This window comes from Parazoarcus communis SWub3 = DSM 12120 (genome assembly GCF_003226565.1).
Classification (GTDB): Bacteria; Pseudomonadota; Gammaproteobacteria; order Burkholderiales; family Rhodocyclaceae; genus Parazoarcus; species Parazoarcus communis.
Genome location: NZ_QKOE01000002.1, coordinates 94,698 through 117,395, shown reverse-complemented (window position 1 = coordinate 117,395; position 22,698 = coordinate 94,698). Strand labels below are relative to the sequence as shown.

Below are 22,698 nucleotides of genomic sequence, written 5' to 3'. Positions count from 1 at the left end.
CCTACACGACAACGACTGCCACCGCTGCCAGACCGCGATACGGCAAGACACGGCGGGATGTCGTGATCCGCTGCATCAGCGTGACCCCTGCACACGACGTGGAACAAAGTTGATGGGCTGCGCCTTGACCGGGCGCGATGGCGCGCCATGCTCGCGCAGCACCTGGTCAAACGTGGTGCCGGCCTCGTCGGCAAGGGCCGCCTCGCGGGCACGGCGTACCGCCTCGGCGCGGACGGCCGCCGGCTGTGCGCCGACCGCGAGGTGGGTCAGGATGTGGGCCAGATTGTCGCGGCCGCGATCATTGGTCGCTCCATAGCCCTTGATGAGCCGGCCGCACAGCGCCAACTCGTGGGCCAGCCCCCAGTCGCCCGTGTCGACGATGCAGGCCAGCCACTGCTCGATCATCGCCTGCTCGCGGGCAAACCGCATACCATGCGGGCGCAACCAGCGCAGACCGCCAACCAGACGCAAGGCCAGGAAGCCACGGATGCGGGTCACATCGAGATGAAGGGCAAGCTCCAGCGGTGCCTTGCCGTTCGCACGGCGCCGCGCCGCCCAACGCAGCAAAGGCGCCTCGAGCCGGGCGGGCAACAGACCGGCAAGCTCGGGAACGCCCGGCTTGAAGTGATCGACGATGCGCAGCAAATCATCGTCGCCCGCACCGGCCTCGCGACGCACGCGGGCAAAGCGGGTAGCGCTGCACTTGAGGCGTGCGACCCGGACGATGTCATCGAACGCCATCCACAATGCGAGAAAACGTGCCGTTTCCCGCGTCAGGGCGTAACCCTGGGCCACCTCGGGATCGAGACGGCGCTCGCAGGCCAGCACGGCACGGACACGCGCCAGGTAACGCTCGCCATATGCGGCATCCTGATAGTCACGGACACGTGCCAGACCCAAATTCACGATGTCGGCAACCTCGGCAGGAAACCCGGCGGCTGCGTTGGCGGGCAAGGACTGCGGCGGCTGCACGAACCCGGCCGCCGGGGCAAATGCGCCACCCACGTTTTGCCAGGCGCGATCGAAGCCGCGCAGACTGGCCTCGACGCCACGGCCGGAGGCACGGATCACCGCTTCCCAGGCTTCGCGCGGAAAAGGCAGGCGACCACTGGCGGCCAGGGCACCAAACATGACCGCGCTGGGCACCGTTGCGCAGGCACGCGCAGTACCGGCGATGTCGAAGGCCACACAGGCCAGACTGTGCTCACGCACCGTGCGCAGCAGGTGCTCACCATCGCTGCGGCCATCGCCCATCTGCATGCGTTCGGCAGTAGTGAGGCTGCGCGAGGTGGAGGCGATGACCAGGGTCCGCGCCGGATCGAGCATGCCATTGCCGGCATGGCGCGCCGCCTCGAGCAACTCGGAGGCAATGAAGACATCCACCGCCCCCGGAACCGCAGCCAGCCCCAGCACCGGCCGGCGCCCCGCCAGTTCGCTGATTGGCTGGGGATGGATCTCCACGTAATAGGTGGTGGCGCCGGTACGCTGGGCCACACCGGGAATCGACGTGCTCTGGGCAACATAGCCACATCGGGTGGCCAGTTCGACCAGCCACTCGGCGAGCACGCCACCGCCCTCACCGCCCAGTGCGGCAATGAGAATTGTCAGCGGCCGGGTGCCGGCCTGGGGGTCGGCGGCAGCGTGGAGGGAATCAAAAGCAGGGACGGAAGCGAACGCGGGCACGGCAGTCATGGCGGGAGTCTCCGAAACAGGTTCAGGCGGGTTGCAGCAGGCCGATGACGCCTTGGCGCAGACGGGCAAGCAGACGCTCGAATACCCCTGGGTTGCTCACCACCTCGGCACGGTAAAAAGAGGGGCACAGGGTGGCCGCATGCGCATTCTCGCCACACAGGCCACAGCCCACGCAGCCGTCGATGACGGTGGCCACAGGATCGACCCGCAGCGGATCGCTGCTGTCCTTGAGGGTCAGCGTCGGGCAGCCCGACAGGCGGATGCAGGCGTGATCGCCGGAACAGACATCCTCGTCCACCCCGTACTTGACCCGCTGCACCCGTTCGCCGCGCTTGAGCCGTCCGGCCACCCAGGGCTTGACCCGGCGCTGGCGTTCGAGCTGGCACTCACCCTCGGCAACGATGACCTTGAGCCCGTCAAAGTCGGTGCTGAAGGCTTCTTCCAGCGTCGCCTTCATGCGTGCCACTTCGTAGCTCGGCACCACCCGCAGCCATTTCACGCCAACGCCGCGCAGCGTGTGCTCGATGGTGACATTGCGGTCCACCAGGCTCTGGTGCTTGTCGGCGGTCTGCGCCTTGATTTCGTCGTCGGGGGTGGAAATGATCTCCTGCGTACCGGTGGCCGAGGTGTAGCCGTTCTTCATGATCAGCAACACTGCATCGTCACAGTTGAACAGCGCGGATTCCACCCCGGTGAGCAGGCCGTTGTGCCAGAAACCACCGTCGCCCATCACCGCCAGCGTGCGTCGCTGCATCATGGGCGAGACCCCGGCCCGGCTGGCCAGACTCATGCCATAGCCGAGAATGGTGTGGCCAAAGGAGAAGGGCTCGAAGGTGGCGAAGGAATGGCAGCCGATGTCCGCGGCGTAGTGCACCTTGCCAACCGTCTGCTGGGCAAGCTTGATCGCAGAGAAGACCGGGCGCTCGGGACACCCCACGCAGAAGCCCGGCGGGCGTGCCGGCAGAGGAGCACCCAGCGCGGCAGAGACCATTTCGCGCCGCGCGGCAATCGCTGCCAGCCAGTCGCGCCCGCCCGCCAGCGGCAGCTCGGGCGCATGCTCGCCGATAAAGGTGGCAAGACCACCAGCGATGGCCTCGACACTGTATTCGCCTGCCATCGGCAGCACATCCTTGCCATGCAGGCGGGTCGCGATGCCGGCGCGGTGCAGGATCAACGCAATCTCCTGCTCGATGAACTCGGGCTGCCCCTCCTCGACCACCAGCACCGCGCGCTTGCTGCGGCAGAAATCTTCGATCTGCTGCGGTGCCAGCGGATAAGCCACATTAAGGTTGAGGATGGGCAGCTCGCCGGCCCCAAACGCGTCGGCCAGGCCAAACTGCTGCAAGGCGCGGATCAGCGCGTTGTACACGCCACCCTGAACGATGATGCCAAGGTCGTCGCGGCGGCCGTCGAACAGCTCGTTCAGACCCTGCTCGACGATGTAGCGTCGCGCCGCCGGCAGGCGCGCCTCGCTCTTGAGCTTTTCGTGGCGGAAAGTGGCAGGCGGATGGGCCAGCCGCCCATAGTCGAAGGCTGCGGGGTCTGCCATCAGGTGGCGGCGCGAGACTGCAGGGGCGATATTGTCCTTGCACTCGAAACGGCCACGCAGGTGGCAGGCACGGATGCGCAGTTGCAGAAAGGCGGGCGTGTTGGCTGCTTCGGAGAGCGCGAAGCCCTCCTCCACCATGCGCACCATGACTTCGAGATCAGGTCGCGGATCAATCAGGATCATCGACGACTTCAGCGCAAAGGCGTAGGTGCGCTCCTGAATCACACTGGCGCCCTCGCCATAGTCTTCGCCCACCACGATCAACGCGCCTCCGGTCACCCCGGGCGAGCACAGGTTGGACAGCGCATCGGCCGCCACATTGGTTCCCACTACCGATTTCCAGGTTACTGCACCGCGCAGGGGGTAGTGGATCGACGCACCGAGCATGGCCGCAGCCGACGCTTCGTTGGAGCAGGCTTCGACATGCACGCCCAGTTCGGCCAGGTAGTCCTCGGCCTGCACCATGACGTCCAGCAGATGCGATACCGGTGCCCCCTGATAGCCGCCGACATAGGACACCCCCGACTGCAACAGGGCCTTGGTGATGGCTAGAATGCCCTCGCCATGGAAAGTAGTGCCCGCGCCCTGGCGCAGCTGGCTGACCTCCTTGCTGAACGATACTTCCATGCTGTGGTCTCCTTTCTGGTCTTTGTGCCCCGGCCATGGCCAGTGCAAACATCACGGTGGCGACGATCACCTTCATGACCAGCGAATTGACGCCAGACGCGAGGGGTCAGCGGAGGGTGGGCGCATGCGCCCCCTCCGGCCACTTGGGTCGGAAAAAAGATGCCCGTCCATGCGGGCACCAAGAGGCCGGTGCGGGGAGGAGGGAATGCAGGGCGCACCGGCCCGAAAAAGTCAGGTCACGGCATGACGGCTCACCGCATCCTCATTCCAGGCAACCCCGGTTCCTGGTTCGTCACTGGGGCAGGCCATCCCGTCACGAAAGACGAGCGGACGTGCAAGGATGGGGGCAGCCAGATCCATGCGCTCTAGCCAGTGCGCAGTGGGCGTTACCGCCAGCAGATGGGCACTGATTTCCTGAAAGATATGGCTGGACATCGGAACGCCACGAACCTGGGCAAGCGTGGCGGCCTTCAACCAGCCAGTGACGCCGCCAATCTTCATCACATCAGGCATGGCAAAGTCGCAGGCGCCCACATCCAGTGCCCGCTGCATCTCCTCGGGGCCACACCAGTTCTCGCCCATCTGTATCGCCAGACCCGCAGTGCCACGCAGACGTGCATGGCCGGCGTAGTCTTCCTGTACCGTCGGCTCCTCGACCCAGGCCGGCGCATACGCCGCCAGTGCCTGCATGCGGCGGGCAGCCTCGGGTACGGACAACGACTGGTTGTAGTCGACCATCAACTGCACCTGATCACCAATGCAATTGCGGATGGCCTCGACGATACGACAGTCCTCGGACAGCTCGCGGTAACCGATCTTGACCTTGATCGCACCAAAACCGGCTTCCACCGCGCGGCGCGCGCGCAGAATACCAATTTCCATCCCGTCCATGCTGTGACTGTCATAGGCGGGCAACGCCCGCACCCGTCCTCCAAGCAGTTCAGCCAATGGCACCCCCCGCACCTTGGCCAGCGCATCCCAGGCCGACATATCGAGCCCGGCGCTGGCCATCATCGCCACACCCTGGCGTCCAATGAGACGCAGTCGGCCAGCCAGCAGACGGTCGAGCTCGAAGGGTGCCAGCGCCTCACCAATCAGCAGTTGGCCCAAACTCTCAACCATTTTCCGTACGCTTGCCAATGCCAACGGGGTATAGGTAAACACATAGGCGTGACCCACCGTGCCATCGTCGAGATGAAGATCGATCAGCACCAGTGGCGAGGCGTCAACCGAGCCGACACTGGTGTGGACCGGATACTCGAGCGGTGCATTGACCGCACGGGCACAGATGCGCGCAATACGGCGCATGGTGGCAGGAGGGTTCATAAGGGATCTCCGGAAGCGAGCAGGTTACGGTCGAGAGCCGCCACCGTGGGGGCACCAGTCAATGTCATCGTGCGTTCGAGTTCGCTGCCGAACTGATCGAGCACCGCTGCCGCACCCGCCTCGCCACCATGAGCCAGGCCGTATAACAAGGGCCGGCCAAGGAAGACCGCACGCGCGCCGAGGGCCAGTGCGCGGGCGACATCGAGACCACTGCGAAACCCGCTGTCAACAAACACCGGAATGCGATCCTCAATCGCATCGAGCACCCTGCGCAGGGCATCAATGGACGATGGTGCGGCATCGAGCTGGCGACCGCCGTGGTTGGACACGATCACCCCGTCCACGCCACGCCGGCAGGCCTCACGCGCATCGTCAGGGTGCAGCACACCCTTCAGCACCAGCGGACCGTCCCATTCGCGGCGCAACCAGGCCAGGCCATCCCAGTCCAGGCTGCGGTCCATGTCACGACTGAGCAACGCAGCCTGCAGCGCCAGGGTGTCAGTTCCTTCGGTCTCCGCAAGGTTGACGAAAGCCGGCATGCCACTGCCAAGAAAACGCAGCAACCAGCGCGGATGCAGCGCGATATCGGCAAGCGTGGCCAGCGGCGGCCGGAATGGCAGCCGGAAGCCATTACGGACATCACGCTCGCGGTATCCACTGACCGGTACATCAACGGTCAGTACCAGTGCCTTGAAACCGGCGGCACGCGCGCGCCGGATCATCTGCCCGGCAATGGCACGATCGCGCATGACATAAAGCTGGAACCAGCCAAGCGCCGAGCCGGGTTGGGCCACGGCCTCGATGCGGCTGTTCGATGCGGTCGACAATACGAAGGGCACACCGGCTGCGGCCGCCGCACGCGCCAGCATGACGTCGCCCCCCGGACGGGTCAGGCCGGTGAATCCCATCGGCGCGATGCCGAAGGGACGCCGCCAGGTTTCGCCGAACACCTCGATGCGGGTGTCGAGCACGGTGCTGTCACGCAAAACACGGGGATTCAACAGCACCCGGTCGAGGTCACCCCGATTACGCGCCAGACAGCATTGACGCTCGGCGCCGCCGTCGAGAAATTCGAACACGAAACGGGGTAGGTGGCGGCGGGCAGCACGCCGGTGGTCTTCGGTATTGAGCTTCATCATCATCGCAATCGGTCAGGTCAGCATGGCCGGCAGCCACAGCGACAGCGCCGGAAAGACGCACAATACGACGAGTCGGACGATGTCGACTGCCACGAAGGGGGCGATGCCACGGTAGATCGTGCCCAGTGGAATATCACGTGCAATCGAGTTGATGACGAACACATTGATGCCCACTGGCGGCGTGATCATGCCGAAAGTCACCGCCATTACCGTGATGACGCCAAACCACACCGGATCGAAGCCCAGCTCCATCATCGCCGGAAACACGATGGGCACAGTCAGCAGGATCATGGCCAGCTCGTCCATCACCGCACCGAGCACGAAGTAGCCGACCAGTACCAGTGCCAGCACACCGTAGGCGCCGATGGGCAGATGCACCAGGAAGTCGACCGCCTGCTGGGTGAACTGGGTGATGGTCAGGAAGTAGCCAAACAGATAGGCACCGACAACGATGGTCATGATCGATGACGAGATGCGCAGGGCATCGATCAATGCCGCGCGGATCGCCACAATGCCAAGCTTGCGCCGGACCACCCCGATTGCCAGCGTGCCGATGGCGCCGACCCCTGCACCTTCCTGCACAGTAAACAGGCCGGCATAGATACCGCCGAGTACCATCAGGAACAGCAGAATCACCGGCCACAGGCCAATCGAACTGCGGATGCGCTCACCCCAGCCATGACGTGCGCCCACCGGCACGCTGGCCGGCTTGCGCCAGGCGATGAACTGCACCAGCGCAAAGTAGAAGGCGACACCGAGCAGACCCGGCACCACCCCGGCAGCGAACAGCTGGGTGATGTCGGTGTCGGTCATGATGCCGTAGAGCACGAAGATGACCGAGGGCGGAATCATGATGCCCAACGTGCCGCCTGCGGCAATGAGGCCAGCGGAAAAGCAGGGGGCGTAGCCGGCCTTGCGCATTTCCGGCAACGCCACCTGGGTCATCGTCGCCGCGGTGGCCACCGACGACCCGTTGATCGCGGCAAAGCCGCCACAGGCCGCAATCGACGCATAGGCCAGGCCTCCGCGACGATGGCCGAACCACATCCGCCCGGACTCGAACAATTCCCGGCTCATGCCCGAATTGGCGGCAAACGCGCCCATCAGGATGAACATCGGGATCACCGCCAGGTTGTAATCGGTGAGCACCGACAAGGGGACATTGGCCAGGAGGTTCAGCGCCGGCGTGGTGCCGGCCAGCATGCCGAAGCCCAGCACACCGACCACCCCCATCGCGACGCCAACCGGCACCCGCAGCACCATCAGCACGAACATCAGTACGAAGCCGCAAAGGGCAACCAGATCACGATCCATGACCCAACTCCCCTGCCCGCGGCGCGCGTGCCAGTACGACCAGACGGGCCAGTGCGGCAAATGCACCGGCGGTAGCACCGGCCGCCGCCACCGACTGGAACCAGAACAGCGGCAGACGCAGGTCGGAGGTCGCCTGGGCGCCCAGGCCGCCGACCTTGACCCATACCATCCAGGCCAGCGGTGCAAACAGGGCCAGGGTGATGGCACCCGCGATCAGGTCTAGACGGTGTTGCCAGCGCGGCCCGACGTGCTCCCACAACAGATCCACACAAATATGGCCGCCGCGGTAAGTCGCCAGCGCAATCCCCCAGAACAGGGCAATGCCCAGCAGCAGGCGCGAACCGTCGAACCAGTCCGGTATGGTGACGCCAAAGAACTCCCGAGCGACCACGTTGCACGTGGTCAGCAGGGCGATGGCGAGCAGGAAGACGGCCGCGACCGTCTCCGTCATCGACAGAAGTCGTTTCATGGGCTGAGGTCCGCCGCGATCAGAGCTTGCCGCCGCGACTGGCCAGTTCGTCCTGGTACGCCTTGAGCACCTGCTGGGCATCCGGACCACCCGCGGGCATGGAGCGCGCCCACTGGTCATAGACCGGCCTGACCGCCTGTTTCCACTTGTCGAGCTGTTCGGGCGTCAGCGCCACGATGGTCTGGTCCTTCATCGCGGCGATCTTGTCTCGGCCCGCATCTTCCTCACCGCCCCAGTCCTTGCCGACACGGGCCGCCCAGGTATTGGAACAGTGATCGTCGATGACCGAGCGCTGCTTGTCGGACAGCCGCTGATACCAGGCCTTGTTCATCACCCATACGAAACTGGCGTTGTACAGGCGCATGTCGGTGTGGAAGCTGGCCGCGCGATGAACGTTGAAGGCCACCGTCGAGTTCCACGGGAAGGTAATGGCATCGGCCACACCCTTGTCGAGGGCGTCGCGCGACTCCGGTGCGGACACCTGTACGTTGGAGCCGCCGAGCGTGGTCACCATCTGTGCCACCGTGCCGTTGGCAGGGCGAATCTTCATGCCCCGGATCTGCTCGGGATCGGTGATCGGCTTCTTCGAATGCAGGGTACCGATGTGCATGTGGGCAAAGCAGAACTTCACATCGCTCATCTCCTGCTCGGCGTACTTGCGGTACCAGCCATCGAGTGCCGCCGAGCCAGGGCCGGGATCGGCGGCCTGGAAAGGCAGCTCGCTGGCGGCAAATATGGGGAAGCGGCCGGCCTGATAACCGGGGCTGACCCAACTCATGTCGGCGATGCCGTCACGTGCCATGTCATAGTGGTCGGCTGCCTTGCCCAATTGCTGGGCAGGAAACAGCATCACCTTGATGGTGCCGTCCGAAGCAGCCTCCACCGACTTTGCCCAAGGCTCAAAACCGGTCTTGGCAAGTGCGTGCTGCGCGGGCAACCAGTTGGCGAAGCGCAGCTCGACCTTGCGCTCCTGCGCATTCGCGGCTGACGCCGCGAGCATGGTCGACAACGCGAGGGCCAGTACGCCACAGGGCCGATGGGCAAACAGCTTTGTTTTCATGTCGTGTCTCCTCCTTGCAGTCAAACGAATGCGCGCCGGCACGTCCGGTATGACCGGACGCGAAAGCCCGCGGGGCGAACCAGATCAGCGTATCGAGGAGAAATTTGGCACGGCACGGATGCCGGGCTCGGGACATGGGCCGTGTGGTGACGCTTGTGCGCCAAAGGGCAGGGTGGGGCTCATGCCGGTCTCCTCCGTTATCGGGGTGCGGCCCTCATCTGTCGCGGGGCCGTTCTGTGAAGACAAGCGTAGTCCTGCGTCAGTATCGATCCAACCGATACCGTTTATGTTACAAATCGATGGAATCTATAACTAAAGAAAAAGTCCCATGGAGCGCTTCGATCTCAACCTGATCCGCGTGTTCGTTTCGATCTACGAAACCCGCAGCGTCACCGCGGCGGCCGAGCGGCTGGACCTGACCCAACCCACGGTCAGCTATGGCCTGGGCAAGTTGCGCGACATGATCGGCGACAACCTGTTCGTGCGCGAACAGCGCTTCTTCAAACCGACCCCTTGTGCCGACGCGCTGTACGCCCGTTTTCGCGACGCACTGTCACTGATCGGCGAGGCGGTGGAGGAGACGCGCCACTTCGATCCGGTTTCGACGAGCCGGACATTCAACTTCGCGATGTCCGATATCGGCAGCATGTCCTTTCTGCCGCCACTGGAACGCGAACTGCTGCGCGAGGCGCCACGGATCTCGATCGAGATCCGCCAGGTGCCGGTCAATGAACTGGTCGACCAGCTGGCGGCCGGCAAGATCGACGCCGCACTTGGCAACCTGCCACAGATCCGCGGCCAGACCCGCAGCGCAACCTTGTTCCGGGAGTACTACGTCTGCCTGCTGGGCCGCGCACATGCCGAACGTCTGGGCAAGTTCGACCTGGAGGCCTTCCGGCATGCACGCCATGCAGTGGTTTCGTCCACCTATTCCGGGCACCAGTTGGCGGAGGATGCATTGTCGGATCTTGGCATCGTCCGCCCGGTGGCGATCCGCACGCCGTATTTCACCGCCTTGCCACAACTGATCGCGGACAGCGAACTGGTCGTCATCCTGCCTTCGGTGGTTGCACGCACTTTCTGTACCCAGAGCGACGTTGTCGCCCGCCCGGTACCGGTTGCCCTGCCGAGCTTCGATGTCAAACTGCACTGGCATCCACGGCATGAATCGACGCCCGCCATCCGCTGGATGATCGACCGGGTACAGCGCATTCTATCGGCTGCTTGATCAAAGCGTGGCCAGCTTCGCCCCTGCTATGACGGCAACGCCCGGTCGACATTCACGCGACCAGACGCTGCCGACCGGGTGGATCAGCTGAACAGGTCCTCGTAAATGAGGCGCGCCCAGTTGAAGTCCTCCGGAATGGTTGCCGGGGAGCGCTCGTTGAAGTCCATCTGGCGCTGTTCGATGATGCCCTGGTCGTTGACCTTGTAGTCGAACTGCACCGAGATGCCCTCCTGCGGCTGGGTGTTGACCATCATGAAGCAGAGGTTGTCGGGCAGGGCGAAGTCGGGCGTGCGCCCGGCCTCGCGTTCGGCGATGTAGCGGGCAACAATACGGGCCTGGCGGTTGGCGACGTGGCCAGCCTTGGGGTAGAAGGCAAACTGCGGCGAGACGAAGCCGACTGCATCGCCGATCACGTAGACATCCTTGTCATTGCGGTCGTGCAGGAACAGTGGATCGACATCGGCCCAGCCGCCCGGTTTGCCCTGTCCAGCTTGCGGCACGACACCGGCCTTCCATGCCAGATCGCCGGCCTGGTGCGGTGCCATCAGGATGGCATGGTCGAAGTCGAAGTCACCCGCAGCGGTCTTGATGTGCTTGCGGAAGGGGTCGACCTCCTGCACATGGGCGTTGGGCACATAGGTGATGATGTCCTTGTACAACTCCTCGAAGGCGCTGCGGAAACCAGGGCCGATGGGCCGGACGCCGTCCTTGTGGTCAAGGATGAGGATGCGCCCGGGGATGTTCTTGTGCTTGAACATCGAGGCAATCAGGCAAGCGCGCTCGTAGGGACTGGGCGGACAGCGCTGCGGCGGAGGCGGCAGTGTCATCACCAGGGTGCCACCCTTGAAGTCCTGCAGCGACTGCTTGAGGCGAAAGTGTTCGGCACTGGGAATGTAGGCCGCTGGGAAACGTGCCTTGGTGGCTTCTGCCATGCGCCGGTCATTGCCGAACCAGGCTTCGTAGTTGTAGCGGATACCCGGGGACAGGATCAGGTAATGGTAGTCCAGTGCCCCGGCCGCGGTGATGACCCGCTTGCGGTCGCGCTCGATCTCCAGGATCTCGGTCTGAATGAAGCGATAGCCGTACTTCTCGGATACGGCCAGGTAGTCGTGCGTGAGGTAAGCGGTGTCGACCACGTCGACCAGCCACTTGTTGCTCATCGGGCAGGAGAAGAACACCGGGTTGCGCTCGAGCAACACCACCTCGAGATGCGGTGCGTACTGGCGCAGGTACTTGGCCGCAGTCACGCCGCCCCAGCCACCGCCGCAAATCACCACCCGCGGCACCTTGCCGCGCGGGATGAGGGTGTCAGTGCTGCGACCGATCAAGGGTGGCAGCGAAGGTGCGGCGGCAGTGCCCTGTGCCAGCGCCGGTGTGATCACCGTTGCGGCAGCCAGGCCGCCGGCCGCAGCCAGAAACTGGCGGCGCGAGCCGTGTATGTCCTGAGTCATGGATGAATCTCCCGGTTTGTTGTAACCACACCGGTGCGGGATGCCGCCGGCGCTGACAATGCCCGCAGCATGGCAGGCAGTTTGGATGACGGTACGCTGACCGTCAGACTACGACCGATGGATGATCGGCCCCGAACCGGATTCTATGGGATGCAAAGACAATCGGGGCAAAGGTCCGCACTGGACACCTTGCCCCGACAGGTCGGCAGCCGGCTGATGGCGCCGGCACTGCAGGATCAGCGCATCGCGCGCAGCTTGGCGATCCGCTCCTGGGTGGAGGGATGGGTGGAGAACAGCCCGCGCAAGCCACCGCCCGACAGCGGGTTCATGATCATCATCTGCGCGGTCTCGGGATGCGCTTCGGCAGCATGCATCGGGATTCCCTTGGCGTAGGCCTCGATCTTGGCCAGCGCGCTGGCAAGCGCTTCCGGATCGCCGGAGATCTCTGCGCCACCGCGATCGGCACCAAACTCGCGGGTGCGGCTGATCGCCATCTGGATCAGCATGCCGGCGATCGGCGCCATGATCATGATGATGATGGAAACGATGGGATTGGGCCGGTTCTCGCCGTCACGGCCACCGAAGAACATGCCGAACTGGGCGAGCGAGGAGATCGCACCGGCGACGGTGGCCGAAATGGTGGAGATCAGGATGTCGCGGTTCTTGACGTGGGCCAGTTCGTGCGCCATGACGCCGCGCAGTTCGCGCTCGGACAGCATGCGCATGATGCCGGTGGTAGCCGCCACCGCGGCGTGGTCGGGATTGCGCCCGGTGGCAAAGGCGTTGGGCTGGGCCTCGTCGATGATGTACACCTTGGGCATCGGCAGGTTGGCACGTTGCGCCAGCTCGCGCACCATGTTGTACAGATAGGGCGAGGTACTGGCATCGACCTGGCGGGCGTTGTACATCTTGAGCACCGCCTTGTCGGAGAACCAGTAGGCCCACAGGTTCATGCCGCCCCCCAGCAGCAAGGCAATCAGCATGCCCTGCTGGCCGCCGATGGCACCGCCGACGACGCCGAACAAGGCGACGATGCCGGCCATCAGAATGGACGTCTTCAGCCAGTTTCCAAACATTGTCGGGTTCCTCTGTAATCGTAGGTCAGCCCTTCAGATGAGGGCAAGTGTCTAAAAATCAAGAATCTGCAGGTTCAGGCAGGGTAAAGCGCTCACCGCCATTGACTGCGAATCCACGCAGGAATTCCCCCGCAGCCATACGTCGGCTACCCGGCCGCTGCAGTTCGGTAAAACGCAGACCACCCTGCCCGCAAGCCACCACCACCCCCTGCTCATCAGCCTGCATCACGACACCCGGTTCGCCGGTGACCGCCGGTACCACCTGCGCCGTCCACAGCTTGATTGCGGTATCGCGCAGGTGTCCGACCGCACCAGGAAACGGGTTGAAGGCACGCACCGCACAGGCCAGTTCGGCCGCCGGCCGCCGCCAGTCGAGTTCGGCATCGGCGCGGCCAATCTTGCTGGCATAGGTCACGCCCTCGAGCGGCTGCACCTGAGCGGACAGCTCGCCTCGGGGCAGGCGCCGCAGGGCATCGACGATGCACGCTGCACCCAGCGCAGCCAGCTTGTCGTGCAGGCTGCCGGTGGTATCGTCGGCCTGGATCGGCAACGCGCGGCTCAGCAGCATCGGCCCGGTATCCAGGCCTTCGTCCATCTGCATGATGGTGATGCCGGTCTCGGCATCACCCGCCTCGATGGCGCGGTGGATGGGTGCCGCTCCGCGCCAGCGCGGCAGCAGCGAGGCATGGATGTTGAGGCAACCCAGACGCGGCAGTTGCAACACTGCCGGCGGCAGGATCAGCCCATAAGCCGCCACCACCAGCACGTCGGGCGTACAGGCGGCCAGGCGGGCGCGTTGTTCCTCGGTGCGCAGGCGCTCGGGCTGGTCGACCTCGATACCACGCGCCAGCGCCACCTGCTTGACCGCACTGGGGGTCAGCTTCATGCCACGCCCGGCGGGACGGTCGGGCTGGGTCAGCACCAAGGGCACTTCGTAGCCAGCGTCGATAATGGCGTCGAGCGCGCATGCGGCAAATTCGGGCGTGCCGGCAAAGGCCACCCGCAGAGGAGAATTCATCGATTCGTTTCCGTCAGGTTCAAGCGGTGATGCGGGCCTTCTTGGCCAGGCGCGTCTTGATGCGGTTGAGCTTGAGCTGCGACAGGTATTCGACGAACACCTTGCCGTCGAGGTGGTCGATCTCGTGCTGGATGCAGACCGCCAGCAATCCGTCGGCCTCCAGCTCGAAAGGCTTGCCGTCGGCATCGAGCGCACGCACCCGGACATGCTCGGCGCGGGTGACCTTCTCGTAGATGCCGGGTACCGACAGGCAGCCTTCCTCGCACACCTGCTCGCCGTCACGCTCGACGATTTCGGGGTTGATGAAGACCATCAGGCCGGATTTGTCCTCGCTGACGTCAATCACGACGACCCGTTTATGCACGTCCACCTGGGTGGCAGCCAGGCCGATGCCAGGTGCTTCGTACATGGTCTCGGCCATGTCGGCGACGAGCTTGCGGATGCCATCGTTCACCTCGGCGACCGGAACGGCGCGTGTGTGAAGTCGTGGATCGGGGAAACGGAGTATCGGTAGTAGAGCCATAAATGCTTGCCGCGTTAAGCCTTTAAGTGCAGAATTTCAAGCGCTTTGACATGAATGACCATGTACTGCGCCTGTCGTCGTGAATGCGTTGTGTTTCGACACCCGCCAGCCAGTGGCGTTCCGGGTCGGCAGGTGCCGACCCGCATCAACCGGAAGCGAGCAATGATACGAATTATATTCCCTCTCATCGTCAGCATCGCGACCCTTGTCAGCAGCGCTGCCACCGCACAGGGCGTCACGCTGGCCGAGGACGCGCCCGACTCGTACACCGTAGTCAGGGGCGACACCTTGTGGGGCATCTCCGGCCGCTTCCTTCAGCAACCCTGGCGCTGGCCTGAAGTCTGGCGCCTGAACCGCGATCAGATCCGTAATCCACATCTGATCTATCCGGGCCAGATCATCCACCTCGACCGCAGCGGCCCGTGGCTGAGCATCGGGCGCCGTATTGGCCAGGACAAGCTGGTGCCCCAGGTCTACGAAGAGGCCCTGGGCAGCGAGATTCCCAGCATCCCGCTGCAGGCCATCGCCCCCTTCCTGACCCGCCCGCTGGTGGTGGACCAGGCCCGCATCGACGGTGCAGCCACCATCGTCGCGACTGAAACCAGCCGCGTGTACATGGCCACTGGTGACACCATCTTCGGCAAGAACGTACGCGAAGATGCCGACGTGTGGCAGATCTTCCGGCCGGCCAAGCCGCTGCGGGATCCTGTCACCAACGAAGTCATCGCCTACGAGGCCGACTATCTGGGCTCCGCCCGCGTGAGCGAGCGCAGCGACCCGGTCACGCTCGAGATCGTCGATGCAGTCGAGGAAATCGGCGTGGGCGATCTGATGCTGCCAAGCGAACAGCCATCCGTGTTCTCCTTCGTACCGCATGCACCCGCCGAAGCGATCGAAGGCCGCATCGCCGGCATCTACCGTGGCGTTGTCGAGACCGGCCGCCATCATGTGGTCACGCTGAACGTCGGTGAGCGTGACGGGCTGGAGCGCGGACACGTGCTGGCGCTGTACCGCAACCGGGGGGTTGCCGAGTACAAGGGTGAAGAGGGCAAGGAAACCTTCCAGCTGCCTGAGAAACGTTATGGCCTGGCCTTTGTGTTCCGCACCTTCGACCGTGTCGCCTACGCGCTGATCATGGAGTCCGACGGGCCGGTTTCGGTCAACGACGTCGTACGCAAGCCCTGAGCCCCTTGAACACCGGGGACGATCCCGACGACCTCTCTGCGTGGCTTCGACTGGCGCTGGCCCCCGGGTTGGGACCCGAGCGCCAGCGCCATTTGCTGTCTGCGTTCGGACTGCCCGGCGCCATCTTTGCGCAAAGCCGCAGCGCCCTGAATGCGGTCGTAGGGGGCGAAGCCGCCGATGCACTGCTTGCCACACCGGATAAGGCTGCAATCGAGACCGCGCTGGCCTGGCACGACGAGGCCGGCAACCGCATCCTGACGCTGGCCGACGCCGACTACCCGCCCGCACTGCTCCAATCCGCCGACCCGCCGATCCTGCTGTACATCAAGGGCGATGCCGCACTACTGCGAACGCCGGCGCTTGCCATGGTAGGCGCTCGCTCCGCCACTGCGCAGGGTGAAGCCAATGCCGAAGCCTTTGCCCGCAGCCTGAGCGAAGCGGGTCTGACCATCGTCAGCGGACTGGCCCAGGGAATCGATGCGGCAGCCCATCGCGGTGCGCTGGCGGCCGGCAGTGGCAGCACTGTCGCCTTCATCGGCACCGGGGCCGACCGCATCTACCCGGCCGCCAATGCCGCCCTCGCACGCGAGATCGCCGCCCATGGCGTCATCGTCAGCGAGTTTGCACTGGGCACACCACCGTTACGCCACAACTTTCCACGCCGTAACCGCCTGATCGCAGGCCTCAGCCACGGCGTGCTGGTGGTGGAGGCGGCACTTGGCAGCGGTTCCCTGATCACCGCGCGACTGGCAACCGAGATCGGACGCGAGGTCTTTGCGATTCCGGGGTCCATCCATTCACCGCTTGCACGTGGCTGTCACCGGCTGATCCGGGAGGGTGCCAAGCTGGTTGAAACCGCCGAGGATGTGCTCGAAGAGCTACGCAACCGGGTCGAGGGTCTGCCGGCGCCCGCTCTGCGCAAGACGCGCGGGCGGTCCTCCGGACGCACCCAACGCGCGTTGCCGGTCGCCAGCACCGACGTGGGGACAACCTCGCCCGAAGCGGCAACGGTGCTCGAGATACTCGGCGAGGATTGCGTCGATATCGACACCCTGGCGCTGCGTTCCGGCTTGACGGTGGATGCGCTGTACGCCATTCTGCTGCCCATGGAACTCGACGGCAGCATTGCCCGTGCTGCCGGTAACCGGTTCCAGCGCCTTCGCAGACCTTAGGCGTCCGTTCGGGAGTCGGTCTCCCGCCGTCCGCATCCATTGCCAGGACGGCTTGTTGAACCATCATGTTCATGCCGGGAGGTCATCATGTTCGACGTTCTTGTATACCTCTTCGAAAGCTACATCCACGCCGATGCCTGCCCCGAAACCGATCAGCTTGCACGCAAGCTGTCTGCGGCAGGTTTCGAGGATGAGGAAATCAACGAGGCCCTCGACTGGCTGGCCGGCCTGCGCCGCGTCAGCGAAAGCACCCTGCCGTGCATCCCGCCGGCGGCCGGCTCGATGCGGATCTACGCCGACGAGGAAATCGCTCACCTGAGTCAGGCCTGTCGCGGTTTCATCGCCTTTCTCGAGTCGGCCGGTGTCGTCGACACCGCGCAACGCGAGTTGATCATCGAACGGGCCATGGCGCTGGATGGCTTTGCCGTCACCCTGAACCGGCTCAAGGTCATCGTGCTGATGGTGCTGTGGCAGCAGGAGCAGCCGGTCGACAGCCTGATCATCGACGAACTGCTGTCGATTGACGATGAAGAGTGGCAACCCGTATTTCATTGAGCACGGACGGATCGCGGCTCGCTTGCAAGTCAGCCGGCGGGCTCTTTATCATCCGCCGCTTCACCACCCAACAGTCGGGCGCCGCATGCGGCGTGCCGCAATAGCCAGGCCGGCATGAGCAAGCAACTGATCATCGCGGAAAAACCCTCGGTCGCACAGGATATCGCCCGTGCGCTGGGCGGCTTCACCAAGGAAAAGGACTACTTCGAGTCGGAGCACTACGTGCTGTCGTCGGCCGTCGGCCACCTGCTCGAACTGGCCGTGCCCGAGGAATACGAAGTCAAGCGCGGCAAATGGACCTTTGCCCATCTGCCGGTGATCCCACCGCATTTCGCGCTCAAGCCGATCGAGAAAACCGACGACCGCCTGAAGCTGCTGACCCGGCTGATCAAGCGCAAGGACGTTACCGGCCTGATCAACGCCTGTGACGCGGGACGTGAGGGCGAGCTGATCTTCAACTTCATTGCAGAGCATGCGGGCACCAAGAAGCCGATGCAGCGCCTGTGGCTGCAATCGATGACCGCACAGGCGATCCGCGATGGCTTTGCCAGCCTGCGCGCCGCCCACGAAGTCGAGGGCCTGCGCAATGCTGCAGTTTGCAGGGCCGAATCCGACTGGCTGATCGGCATCAACGGCACCCGGGCGATGACCGCCTTCAACTCCAAGACCGGCGGCTTTCACCTGACCACAGTCGGTCGGGTGCAGACCCCCACGCTAGCGCTGGTGGTGGAACGCGAGGATCGCATCCGCAAGTTCAAGTCCCGCGACTACTGGGAACTCGAAGCACGCTTCGGCTGCGCCAAAGGCGAATACCCGGGGCGCTGGTTTGACGAGAAGTTCAAGAAGCCCGAGGGCGACGAGCATGCGACCGCCTTCCGCATGTGGGACAAGGCGCAGGCCGAAGCCATCCGCACAAAGTGTGCAGGCAAGCCCGGTGTGGTTACCGAAGAGGCCAAGCCTTCAACCCAGCTGTCGCCCTTGCTGTTCGATCTGACCAGCCTGCAGCGCGAAGCCAACGGCCGCTTTGGTTTTTCCGCGCGGGTCACCTTGCAGCTGGCCCAGGCGCTGTATGAAAAGCACAAGGTGCTGACCTATCCGCGAACCGATGCACGCGCACTGCCAGAGGACTATCTCGGCACGGTGAAGGATGTGATTCGCGCGCTGCCCGATCAATACGCGCCCTTTGCCAACGAGATCGTCAAGCAGGGCTGGGTCAAGCCGAACAAGCGCATCTTCAACAACGCCAAGATCTCCGACCACTTCGCCATCATCCCCACCGGCACGCTGCCCAAGACCCTGTCCGAGGCCGAACACAAGATCTACGACCTGGTCACACGCCGCTTCCTGGCCGTGTTCTACCCTGCTGCCGAGTATCAGATCACCACCCGTATCACCCGCGTCGAAGGCGAGGCCTTCAAGACCGAGGGCAAGGTGCTGGTCAATCCCGGCTGGCTTGCGGTGTATGGCAAGGAAGCCGCCAACGAGGACAAGGACGCCAAGGAAGGCAGCAGCCCGCAACTGGTAGCGGTCACGCCCAACGAGAAGGTCAGCACCGAGGACATCCTGCTCAAGTCCTTGCAGACCAAGCCACCGGCACGCTTCAACGAAGCCACGCTGCTGTCGGCGATGGAAGGTGCGGGCAAGATGGTGGATGACGAGGAACTGCGTGCGGCGATGGCCGAACGCGGTCTCGGCACGCCAGCCACCCGGGCGCAGATCATTGAAGGCCTGATTGCCGAACAGTACATCCACCGCGACGGCCGCGAGCTGATCCCCAGTGCCAAGGCCTTTTCGCTGATCACCCTGCTGAAGGGCCTGGGCGTCAGTGCGCTGACCTCGCCGGAGCTCACCGGCGGCTGGGAGTACAAGCTGGCGCAGATGGAGCGCGGTGAATTGTCGCGTGAAGCCTTCATGCGCGAGATCGCGGAGATGGCGCGTGAAGTGGTGGAACGCGCCAAAAGTTTCGAATCCGACACCGTGCCGGGTGACTTCGTCACGCTTCAGACCCCGTGCCCGAAATGCGGCGGGGTGGTCAAGGAGAACTACAAGAAGTTTGCCTGCCAGTCCTGCGACTGGAGCACCTGGAAGATCGTCGCCGGCCGTCAGTTCGAGATCCCCGAGATCGAGGCCTTGCTGCGCGAAGGCAAGGTCGGCCCGCTGCTTGGCTTCCGCAACAAGATGGGCCGGCTGTTCAATGCCGACATCGTGCTCAACGAGGACAAGCAGCCCACGTTCGATTTCGGCCAGCCCAAGGAAGGCGAGGAAGCCGAAGCGGTCGACTTCTCCGACCAGGCACCGATCGGCGCCTGCCCCAAGTGCCAGTCGAACGTCTTCGAACACGGCATGGCCTATGTGTGCGAGAAATCGGTCGGCCCGGGCAAGAGCTGCGATTTCCGCTCCGGCAAGATCATCCTGCAGCAGCCGATCGAGCGCGAGCAGATGGTGAAACTGCTGACCGAAGGCAAGACCGAACTGCTCAAGGGCTTCGTCTCCGCACGTACCCGGCGCAAGTTCTCGGCCTTCCTGGTGCGTGGCAAGGATGGCAAGGTTGGCTTCGAATTCGAGGCCAAGGCACCCAAAGCCACCACGGCAAAGACAAGCAAGGCCAATGGCGCCGACGAGACCGCCGCCACCGCACCTGCAGAAGCCACCGAAAAGAAGCCTGCCGCACGCAAGCGGGCGCCCGCCAAGAGCAAGAGCGCGGAATAGGCGCTGTCGCCAGCCATGCCGACACATCAGACTCCAGTGTCGGCATGGTGACCCACACACCGCGTGTACGGATTGACCGTCAACCTGCAAGCTGCCGGCACCTCCTTGCTGATGACCCGAAAGCCAGATGAACACGACGTTCTACGCCTTCGCCAAGTGTCACCAGTGCGGTAAACGCGCGACGCACCCGGTTGTGGCGACCAGGTTCGATCCTGCTCGTCACCTGCTGGCGGCGGCTCGCCGGCACATGCATCCATTCTCCACGCAAAGCGAACCGGAACATCTGGCGCTTGCATGAACACGAACATTGAACAGCGCATCCCCAACTTCATCGACCTGTTGCTCGACATGGTTTTTCTGGTCGACGAAACCGGCCGGATCGTGTTTGCCAACGCAGCGTGTGAGCGCATCCTGGGGTATCCGCCGTCGTCGCTGATCGGTCATCCGATGATCGAACTGGTATTGCCTGAAGACCGCGAACGCACCCGGGCTGAGGCAGCCAAGGTGATGGGCGGTGAAGGCCGCATCGGTTTCGAGAACCGATATCGCCACAAGGACGGGCATGTGGTCCATCTGACCTGGTCCGCACGCTGGGTCGACGGAGACCGCCTTCGGCTGGGCGTGGCGAGGGATATCACCCGGCAGAAACGCGTGGAGACCATGCAGGCTGCCGTCTATGCCGTCTCGGAAGCGACTCAGAATGCAGCCGATGCAGACGCCCTGTTTGCCGAGCTGCACCACATCGTCGCCAGCCTGATACCCGTCACCGCCGTTGCTGTTGCCACCTGCCACGGCACATCAGACGAGTTGTCCTTCAGCTACCGCCATCTTTGGCCAGATGATGAAGCAGGCACCCCGGTTGGCAGTAGCCTGTGCACGGATGTGCTGGCTGGCGGTAAAGCGCGGATGCTGGAGGGCAAGGCACTTCCCGCCTGCTGGAAAGATGACGGATACCTGCTGATCCTGCCACTGACAACCCGCAACGGCCCAGTCGGCGTTGCGATGCTCAAAACTCCACCAGGTGAGACTTACTCGGGCATCGACCGCGAACTCATGGAATTCATCGCCGCACAGGCCGCAATCGCCATCGAACGCACCCGACTCAAGGCCGAGTTGCTGCAGGCGGCCTTGTACGATGAACTGACCCGGCTACCGAATCGCCGGCTGCTTTACGACCGCACCCGGCAAGCACTTGCACGCTGCCAGCGAAAACAGTCCCGCCTGGGATTGCTTTATGTGGATGTCGACGACTTCAAGCAGATCAACGACAGCTTTGGCCATGCCAGTGGTGACCTGCTCCTGCGCGAGTTTGCCACCCGGCTGGCAGGTACAGTACGCGCCAGCGATACCGTCGCCCGGCTTGCCGGGGACGAATTCGTGGTCCTGATGGAAGATGTGAGTGACGAAACCGATGTCCTGGCCGTAATAGCGAAGATACGCGAAGCGCTTGCACCCGCCATCACGCTGGAGAACGCCGAGGCCCGCATCACGGCCAGCGTCGGCATCGCCCTGTACCCCGATCATGGCAATGACATCGAACAACTGCTACGGCACGCCGATCAGGCGATGTATCGGGCAAAACAGGATCTTTGACGCTCGAGGAAATTCCTCAAGCCATCATATACCAGCAGGCCGTACCCCTTATCTCATTGGGTTGTAGTACGCCAGCGCCGGATCACGCGTTGAAAGAACAGGCTGTTGGGTACCTGCAGCACGGTATCACTGCCGTCTGCGAGACGCTCCTGCAAGGTGGTATAGATCAGGTTGATGTCGGTCACCTGGCCTTTCAAGCCAGGTTTCTCGCCGTTCTCGAGCAATTCGATGTGGTCGTACAGGCGAAATGGCCGGGTGGTGAAGATCAACAGGGTGCAGAAAATGTTCGACAGCACGCTCCAGGCAGCGAAGAACGCCACCGCGGCGACCGCGGCGAAACCGGTGAAGGCGGTCCACAACACCATGCCCGATACGCCGAAGCGGTCCAGCGCCATCAGCAAGGCGCCGGCATAGATGACAAAACCACCCACGCGACGGGCACCGATCACAAGCTCGGGCGGCAGGCTGTAGCGCTCGCCGACCCGGCGAACGATGCGCCGCATGATCATTGTCAGTAACCAGGCCCCCAGCAGGATCAGCACGATCTGCAGGCCAAGGACGATGAATTCCAGCCAGGGTTCGGCCCAGTCGGGCAGGATCTGTTTCATGAATCAGCTCGTTCGCACAGGCGAGGAAGTTCGATATGGGCAGACTTACCGGGACGGGCGGCTCAACATCCAGAGCGCGACCGGCAGGGCAATCAGTCCGGGAAGATAGCGCAGCGAGTCGGGCAAACTGAACCACCCGAGTACAGCGCTGATGACCAGGCAGACCAGGGCAAATCCTTTTGCCAGTGGTGGGATGGCACGATGCGCCCGCCAGGCGCGGATCGCCGGTCCGACCTGGGGATGGTCCAGCAACCGGGCCTCCCATTCCGGGTGGGAACGGGAAAAGCAGTACGCCGCCAGGATCAGGAAAGGTGTTGTCGGTAGCAAGGGCAGGGCCACACCCAAGCCGCCGAGGCCGAGCGCAAACAGACCGCAGGCACGATAGACGGGTTTTCTCATCGTCG

General features: G+C 63.8%; 20 protein-coding genes. 7 read left to right on the top strand and 13 right to left on the bottom strand.

Annotated features, from left to right (window positions below):
- Window positions 1-75: 75 nt before the first annotated feature.
- The 7 genes from DNK49_RS04185 to DNK49_RS04155 all read right to left on the bottom strand — a co-directional run bounded on the left by DNK49_RS04185 (window position 76) and on the right by DNK49_RS04155 (window position 9,176).
- Window positions 76-1,692, bottom strand: coding sequence for an indolepyruvate oxidoreductase subunit beta family protein (locus DNK49_RS04185; protein ID WP_110523082.1), 1,617 nt, complete (start codon window positions 1,690-1,692; stop codon window positions 76-78).
- A gap of 22 nt (window positions 1,693-1,714) precedes the next feature.
- Window positions 1,715-3,868 carry a thiamine pyrophosphate-dependent enzyme gene (locus DNK49_RS04180; RefSeq protein ID WP_110523081.1) on the bottom strand — a complete coding sequence of 718 codons (2,154 nt, stop codon included), beginning with the start codon at window positions 3,866-3,868 and terminating at the stop codon, window positions 1,715-1,717.
- A gap of 231 nt (window positions 3,869-4,099) precedes the next feature.
- A complete protein-coding gene (locus DNK49_RS04175; protein WP_207806880.1) occupies window positions 4,100-5,194 on the bottom strand; it encodes an enolase C-terminal domain-like protein in 1,095 nt (364 codons plus the stop codon).
- Complete coding sequence (locus DNK49_RS04170) at window positions 5,191-6,336, bottom strand: alpha-hydroxy acid oxidase (protein WP_243632232.1); 1,146 nt, start codon at window positions 6,334-6,336, stop codon at window positions 5,191-5,193. The genes DNK49_RS04175 and DNK49_RS04170 overlap by 4 nt, the downstream gene beginning before the upstream one ends.
- Window positions 6,337-6,345: 9 nt before the next feature.
- On the bottom strand, window positions 6,346-7,647 hold the full coding sequence (locus DNK49_RS04165; RefSeq protein ID WP_110523080.1) for a TRAP transporter large permease: 1,302 nt from the start codon (window positions 7,645-7,647) through the stop codon (window positions 6,346-6,348).
- Entirely contained in the window at window positions 7,637-8,116 is a 480-nt protein-coding gene (locus DNK49_RS04160) for a TRAP transporter small permease (RefSeq protein ID WP_110523079.1), read from the bottom strand. Before DNK49_RS04160 ends, DNK49_RS04165 begins: the two co-directional genes overlap by 11 nt.
- A gap of 19 nt (window positions 8,117-8,135) precedes the next feature.
- The gene (locus DNK49_RS04155; RefSeq protein WP_110523078.1) at window positions 8,136-9,176 is read right to left on the bottom strand and encodes a TRAP transporter substrate-binding protein; all 1,041 of its coding nucleotides are present in this window, start codon (window positions 9,174-9,176) and stop codon (window positions 8,136-8,138) included.
- A 328-nt stretch (window positions 9,177-9,504) separates the two neighbouring features.
- Here DNK49_RS04155 and DNK49_RS04150 point away from each other — a divergent pair, with 328 nt between their 5' ends.
- Window positions 9,505-10,404 (top strand): LysR family transcriptional regulator, encoded by a 900-nt coding sequence (locus DNK49_RS04150; RefSeq protein ID WP_110523077.1) that lies wholly within the window; start codon window positions 9,505-9,507, stop codon window positions 10,402-10,404.
- A gap of 83 nt (window positions 10,405-10,487) precedes the next feature.
- Here the strand turns inward: DNK49_RS04150 and DNK49_RS04145 are convergent, their stop codons facing one another.
- From DNK49_RS04145 to def, 4 genes are all read right to left on the bottom strand, one after another.
- The gene (locus DNK49_RS04145; RefSeq protein ID WP_110523076.1) at window positions 10,488-11,855 is read right to left on the bottom strand and encodes an FAD-dependent oxidoreductase; all 1,368 of its coding nucleotides are present in this window, start codon (window positions 11,853-11,855) and stop codon (window positions 10,488-10,490) included.
- Between the two features lie 236 nt (window positions 11,856-12,091).
- Window positions 12,092-12,931: a zinc metalloprotease HtpX gene (gene htpX, locus DNK49_RS04140; protein WP_110523075.1), complete on the bottom strand. Its 840-nt coding sequence runs from the start codon at window positions 12,929-12,931 to the stop codon at window positions 12,092-12,094.
- Between the two features lie 58 nt (window positions 12,932-12,989).
- The gene (gene fmt, locus DNK49_RS04135; RefSeq protein WP_110523074.1) at window positions 12,990-13,949 is read right to left on the bottom strand and encodes a methionyl-tRNA formyltransferase; all 960 of its coding nucleotides are present in this window, start codon (window positions 13,947-13,949) and stop codon (window positions 12,990-12,992) included.
- Between the two features lie 19 nt (window positions 13,950-13,968).
- Entirely contained in the window at window positions 13,969-14,472 is a 504-nt protein-coding gene (gene def / locus DNK49_RS04130; RefSeq protein ID WP_110523073.1) for a peptide deformylase, read from the bottom strand.
- 162 nt (window positions 14,473-14,634) lie between these two features.
- Here def and DNK49_RS04125 point away from each other — a divergent pair, with 162 nt between their 5' ends.
- The 6 genes from DNK49_RS04125 to DNK49_RS04105 all read left to right on the top strand — a co-directional run bounded on the left by DNK49_RS04125 (window position 14,635) and on the right by DNK49_RS04105 (window position 21,686).
- Entirely contained in the window at window positions 14,635-15,657 is a 1,023-nt protein-coding gene (locus DNK49_RS04125; RefSeq protein WP_110523072.1) for a LysM peptidoglycan-binding domain-containing protein, read from the top strand.
- Between the two features lie 5 nt (window positions 15,658-15,662).
- Window positions 15,663-16,829 (top strand): DNA-processing protein DprA, encoded by a 1,167-nt coding sequence (dprA, locus tag DNK49_RS04120; protein WP_110523071.1) that lies wholly within the window; start codon window positions 15,663-15,665, stop codon window positions 16,827-16,829.
- Window positions 16,830-16,916: 87 nt separating this feature from the next.
- A complete protein-coding gene (locus tag DNK49_RS04115) occupies window positions 16,917-17,384 on the top strand; it encodes a Smg family protein (RefSeq protein WP_110523070.1) in 468 nt (155 codons plus the stop codon).
- 114 nt (window positions 17,385-17,498) lie between these two features.
- Window positions 17,499-20,093 (top strand): DNA topoisomerase III, encoded by a 2,595-nt coding sequence (locus DNK49_RS04110; protein WP_110523069.1) that lies wholly within the window; start codon window positions 17,499-17,501, stop codon window positions 20,091-20,093.
- 127 nt (window positions 20,094-20,220) lie between these two features.
- Window positions 20,221-20,391 carry a hypothetical protein gene (locus DNK49_RS24055; protein WP_165843261.1) on the top strand — a complete coding sequence of 57 codons (171 nt, stop codon included), beginning with the start codon at window positions 20,221-20,223 and terminating at the stop codon, window positions 20,389-20,391.
- Window positions 20,388-21,686, top strand: a complete 1,299-nt coding sequence (locus tag DNK49_RS04105; RefSeq protein ID WP_110523068.1) for a diguanylate cyclase domain-containing protein — start codon at window positions 20,388-20,390, stop codon at window positions 21,684-21,686. Before DNK49_RS24055 ends, DNK49_RS04105 begins: the two co-directional genes overlap by 4 nt.
- Window positions 21,687-21,739: 53 nt before the next feature.
- Here DNK49_RS04105 and DNK49_RS04100 read toward each other — a convergent pair whose 3' ends face one another.
- Together DNK49_RS04100 and DNK49_RS04095 are read right to left on the bottom strand one after the other, a co-directional pair.
- Entirely contained in the window at window positions 21,740-22,294 is a 555-nt protein-coding gene (locus tag DNK49_RS04100) for a mechanosensitive ion channel family protein (RefSeq protein ID WP_110523067.1), read from the bottom strand.
- Between the two features lie 45 nt (window positions 22,295-22,339).
- Entirely contained in the window at window positions 22,340-22,693 is a 354-nt protein-coding gene (locus DNK49_RS04095; protein ID WP_110523066.1) for a YbaN family protein, read from the bottom strand.
- Window positions 22,694-22,698: the final 5 nt, after the last annotated feature.

Bases quoted from the DNA above. Each gene is read 5' to 3' on its own strand.
- DNK49_RS04165 (WP_110523080.1), bottom strand. From the start codon at position 7,647: ATGGATCGTGATCTGGTTGCCCTTTGCGGCTTCGTACTGATGTTCGTG.
- DNK49_RS04105 (WP_110523068.1), top strand. From the start codon at position 20,388: ATGAACACGAACATTGAACAGCGCATCCCCAACTTCATCGACCTGTTG.
- DNK49_RS04100 (WP_110523067.1), bottom strand. From the start codon at position 22,294: ATGAAACAGATCCTGCCCGACTGGGCCGAACCCTGGCTGGAATTCATC.
- DNK49_RS04115 (WP_110523070.1), top strand. From the start codon at position 16,917: ATGTTCGACGTTCTTGTATACCTCTTCGAAAGCTACATCCACGCCGAT.
- DNK49_RS04095 (WP_110523066.1), bottom strand. From the start codon at position 22,693: ATGAGAAAACCCGTCTATCGTGCCTGCGGTCTGTTTGCGCTCGGCCTC.
- DNK49_RS04160 (WP_110523079.1), bottom strand. From the start codon at position 8,116: ATGAAACGACTTCTGTCGATGACGGAGACGGTCGCGGCCGTCTTCCTG.
- DNK49_RS04150 (WP_110523077.1), top strand. From the start codon at position 9,505: ATGGAGCGCTTCGATCTCAACCTGATCCGCGTGTTCGTTTCGATCTAC.
- DNK49_RS04180 (WP_110523081.1), bottom strand. From the start codon at position 3,868: ATGGAAGTATCGTTCAGCAAGGAGGTCAGCCAGCTGCGCCAGGGCGCG.
- DNK49_RS04145 (WP_110523076.1), bottom strand. From the start codon at position 11,855: ATGACTCAGGACATACACGGCTCGCGCCGCCAGTTTCTGGCTGCGGCC.
- def (WP_110523073.1), bottom strand. From the start codon at position 14,472: ATGGCTCTACTACCGATACTCCGTTTCCCCGATCCACGACTTCACACA.
- htpX (WP_110523075.1), bottom strand. From the start codon at position 12,931: ATGTTTGGAAACTGGCTGAAGACGTCCATTCTGATGGCCGGCATCGTC.
- DNK49_RS04175 (WP_207806880.1), bottom strand. From the start codon at position 5,194: ATGAACCCTCCTGCCACCATGCGCCGTATTGCGCGCATCTGTGCCCGT.
- DNK49_RS04155 (WP_110523078.1), bottom strand. From the start codon at position 9,176: ATGAAAACAAAGCTGTTTGCCCATCGGCCCTGTGGCGTACTGGCCCTC.
- DNK49_RS04125 (WP_110523072.1), top strand. From the start codon at position 14,635: ATGATACGAATTATATTCCCTCTCATCGTCAGCATCGCGACCCTTGTC.
- DNK49_RS04110 (WP_110523069.1), top strand. From the start codon at position 17,499: ATGAGCAAGCAACTGATCATCGCGGAAAAACCCTCGGTCGCACAGGAT.
- DNK49_RS04170 (WP_243632232.1), bottom strand. From the start codon at position 6,336: ATGATGATGAAGCTCAATACCGAAGACCACCGGCGTGCTGCCCGCCGC.
- DNK49_RS24055 (WP_165843261.1), top strand. From the start codon at position 20,221: ATGAACACGACGTTCTACGCCTTCGCCAAGTGTCACCAGTGCGGTAAA.
- fmt (WP_110523074.1), bottom strand. From the start codon at position 13,949: ATGAATTCTCCTCTGCGGGTGGCCTTTGCCGGCACGCCCGAATTTGCC.
- DNK49_RS04185 (WP_110523082.1), bottom strand. From the start codon at position 1,692: ATGACTGCCGTGCCCGCGTTCGCTTCCGTCCCTGCTTTTGATTCCCTC.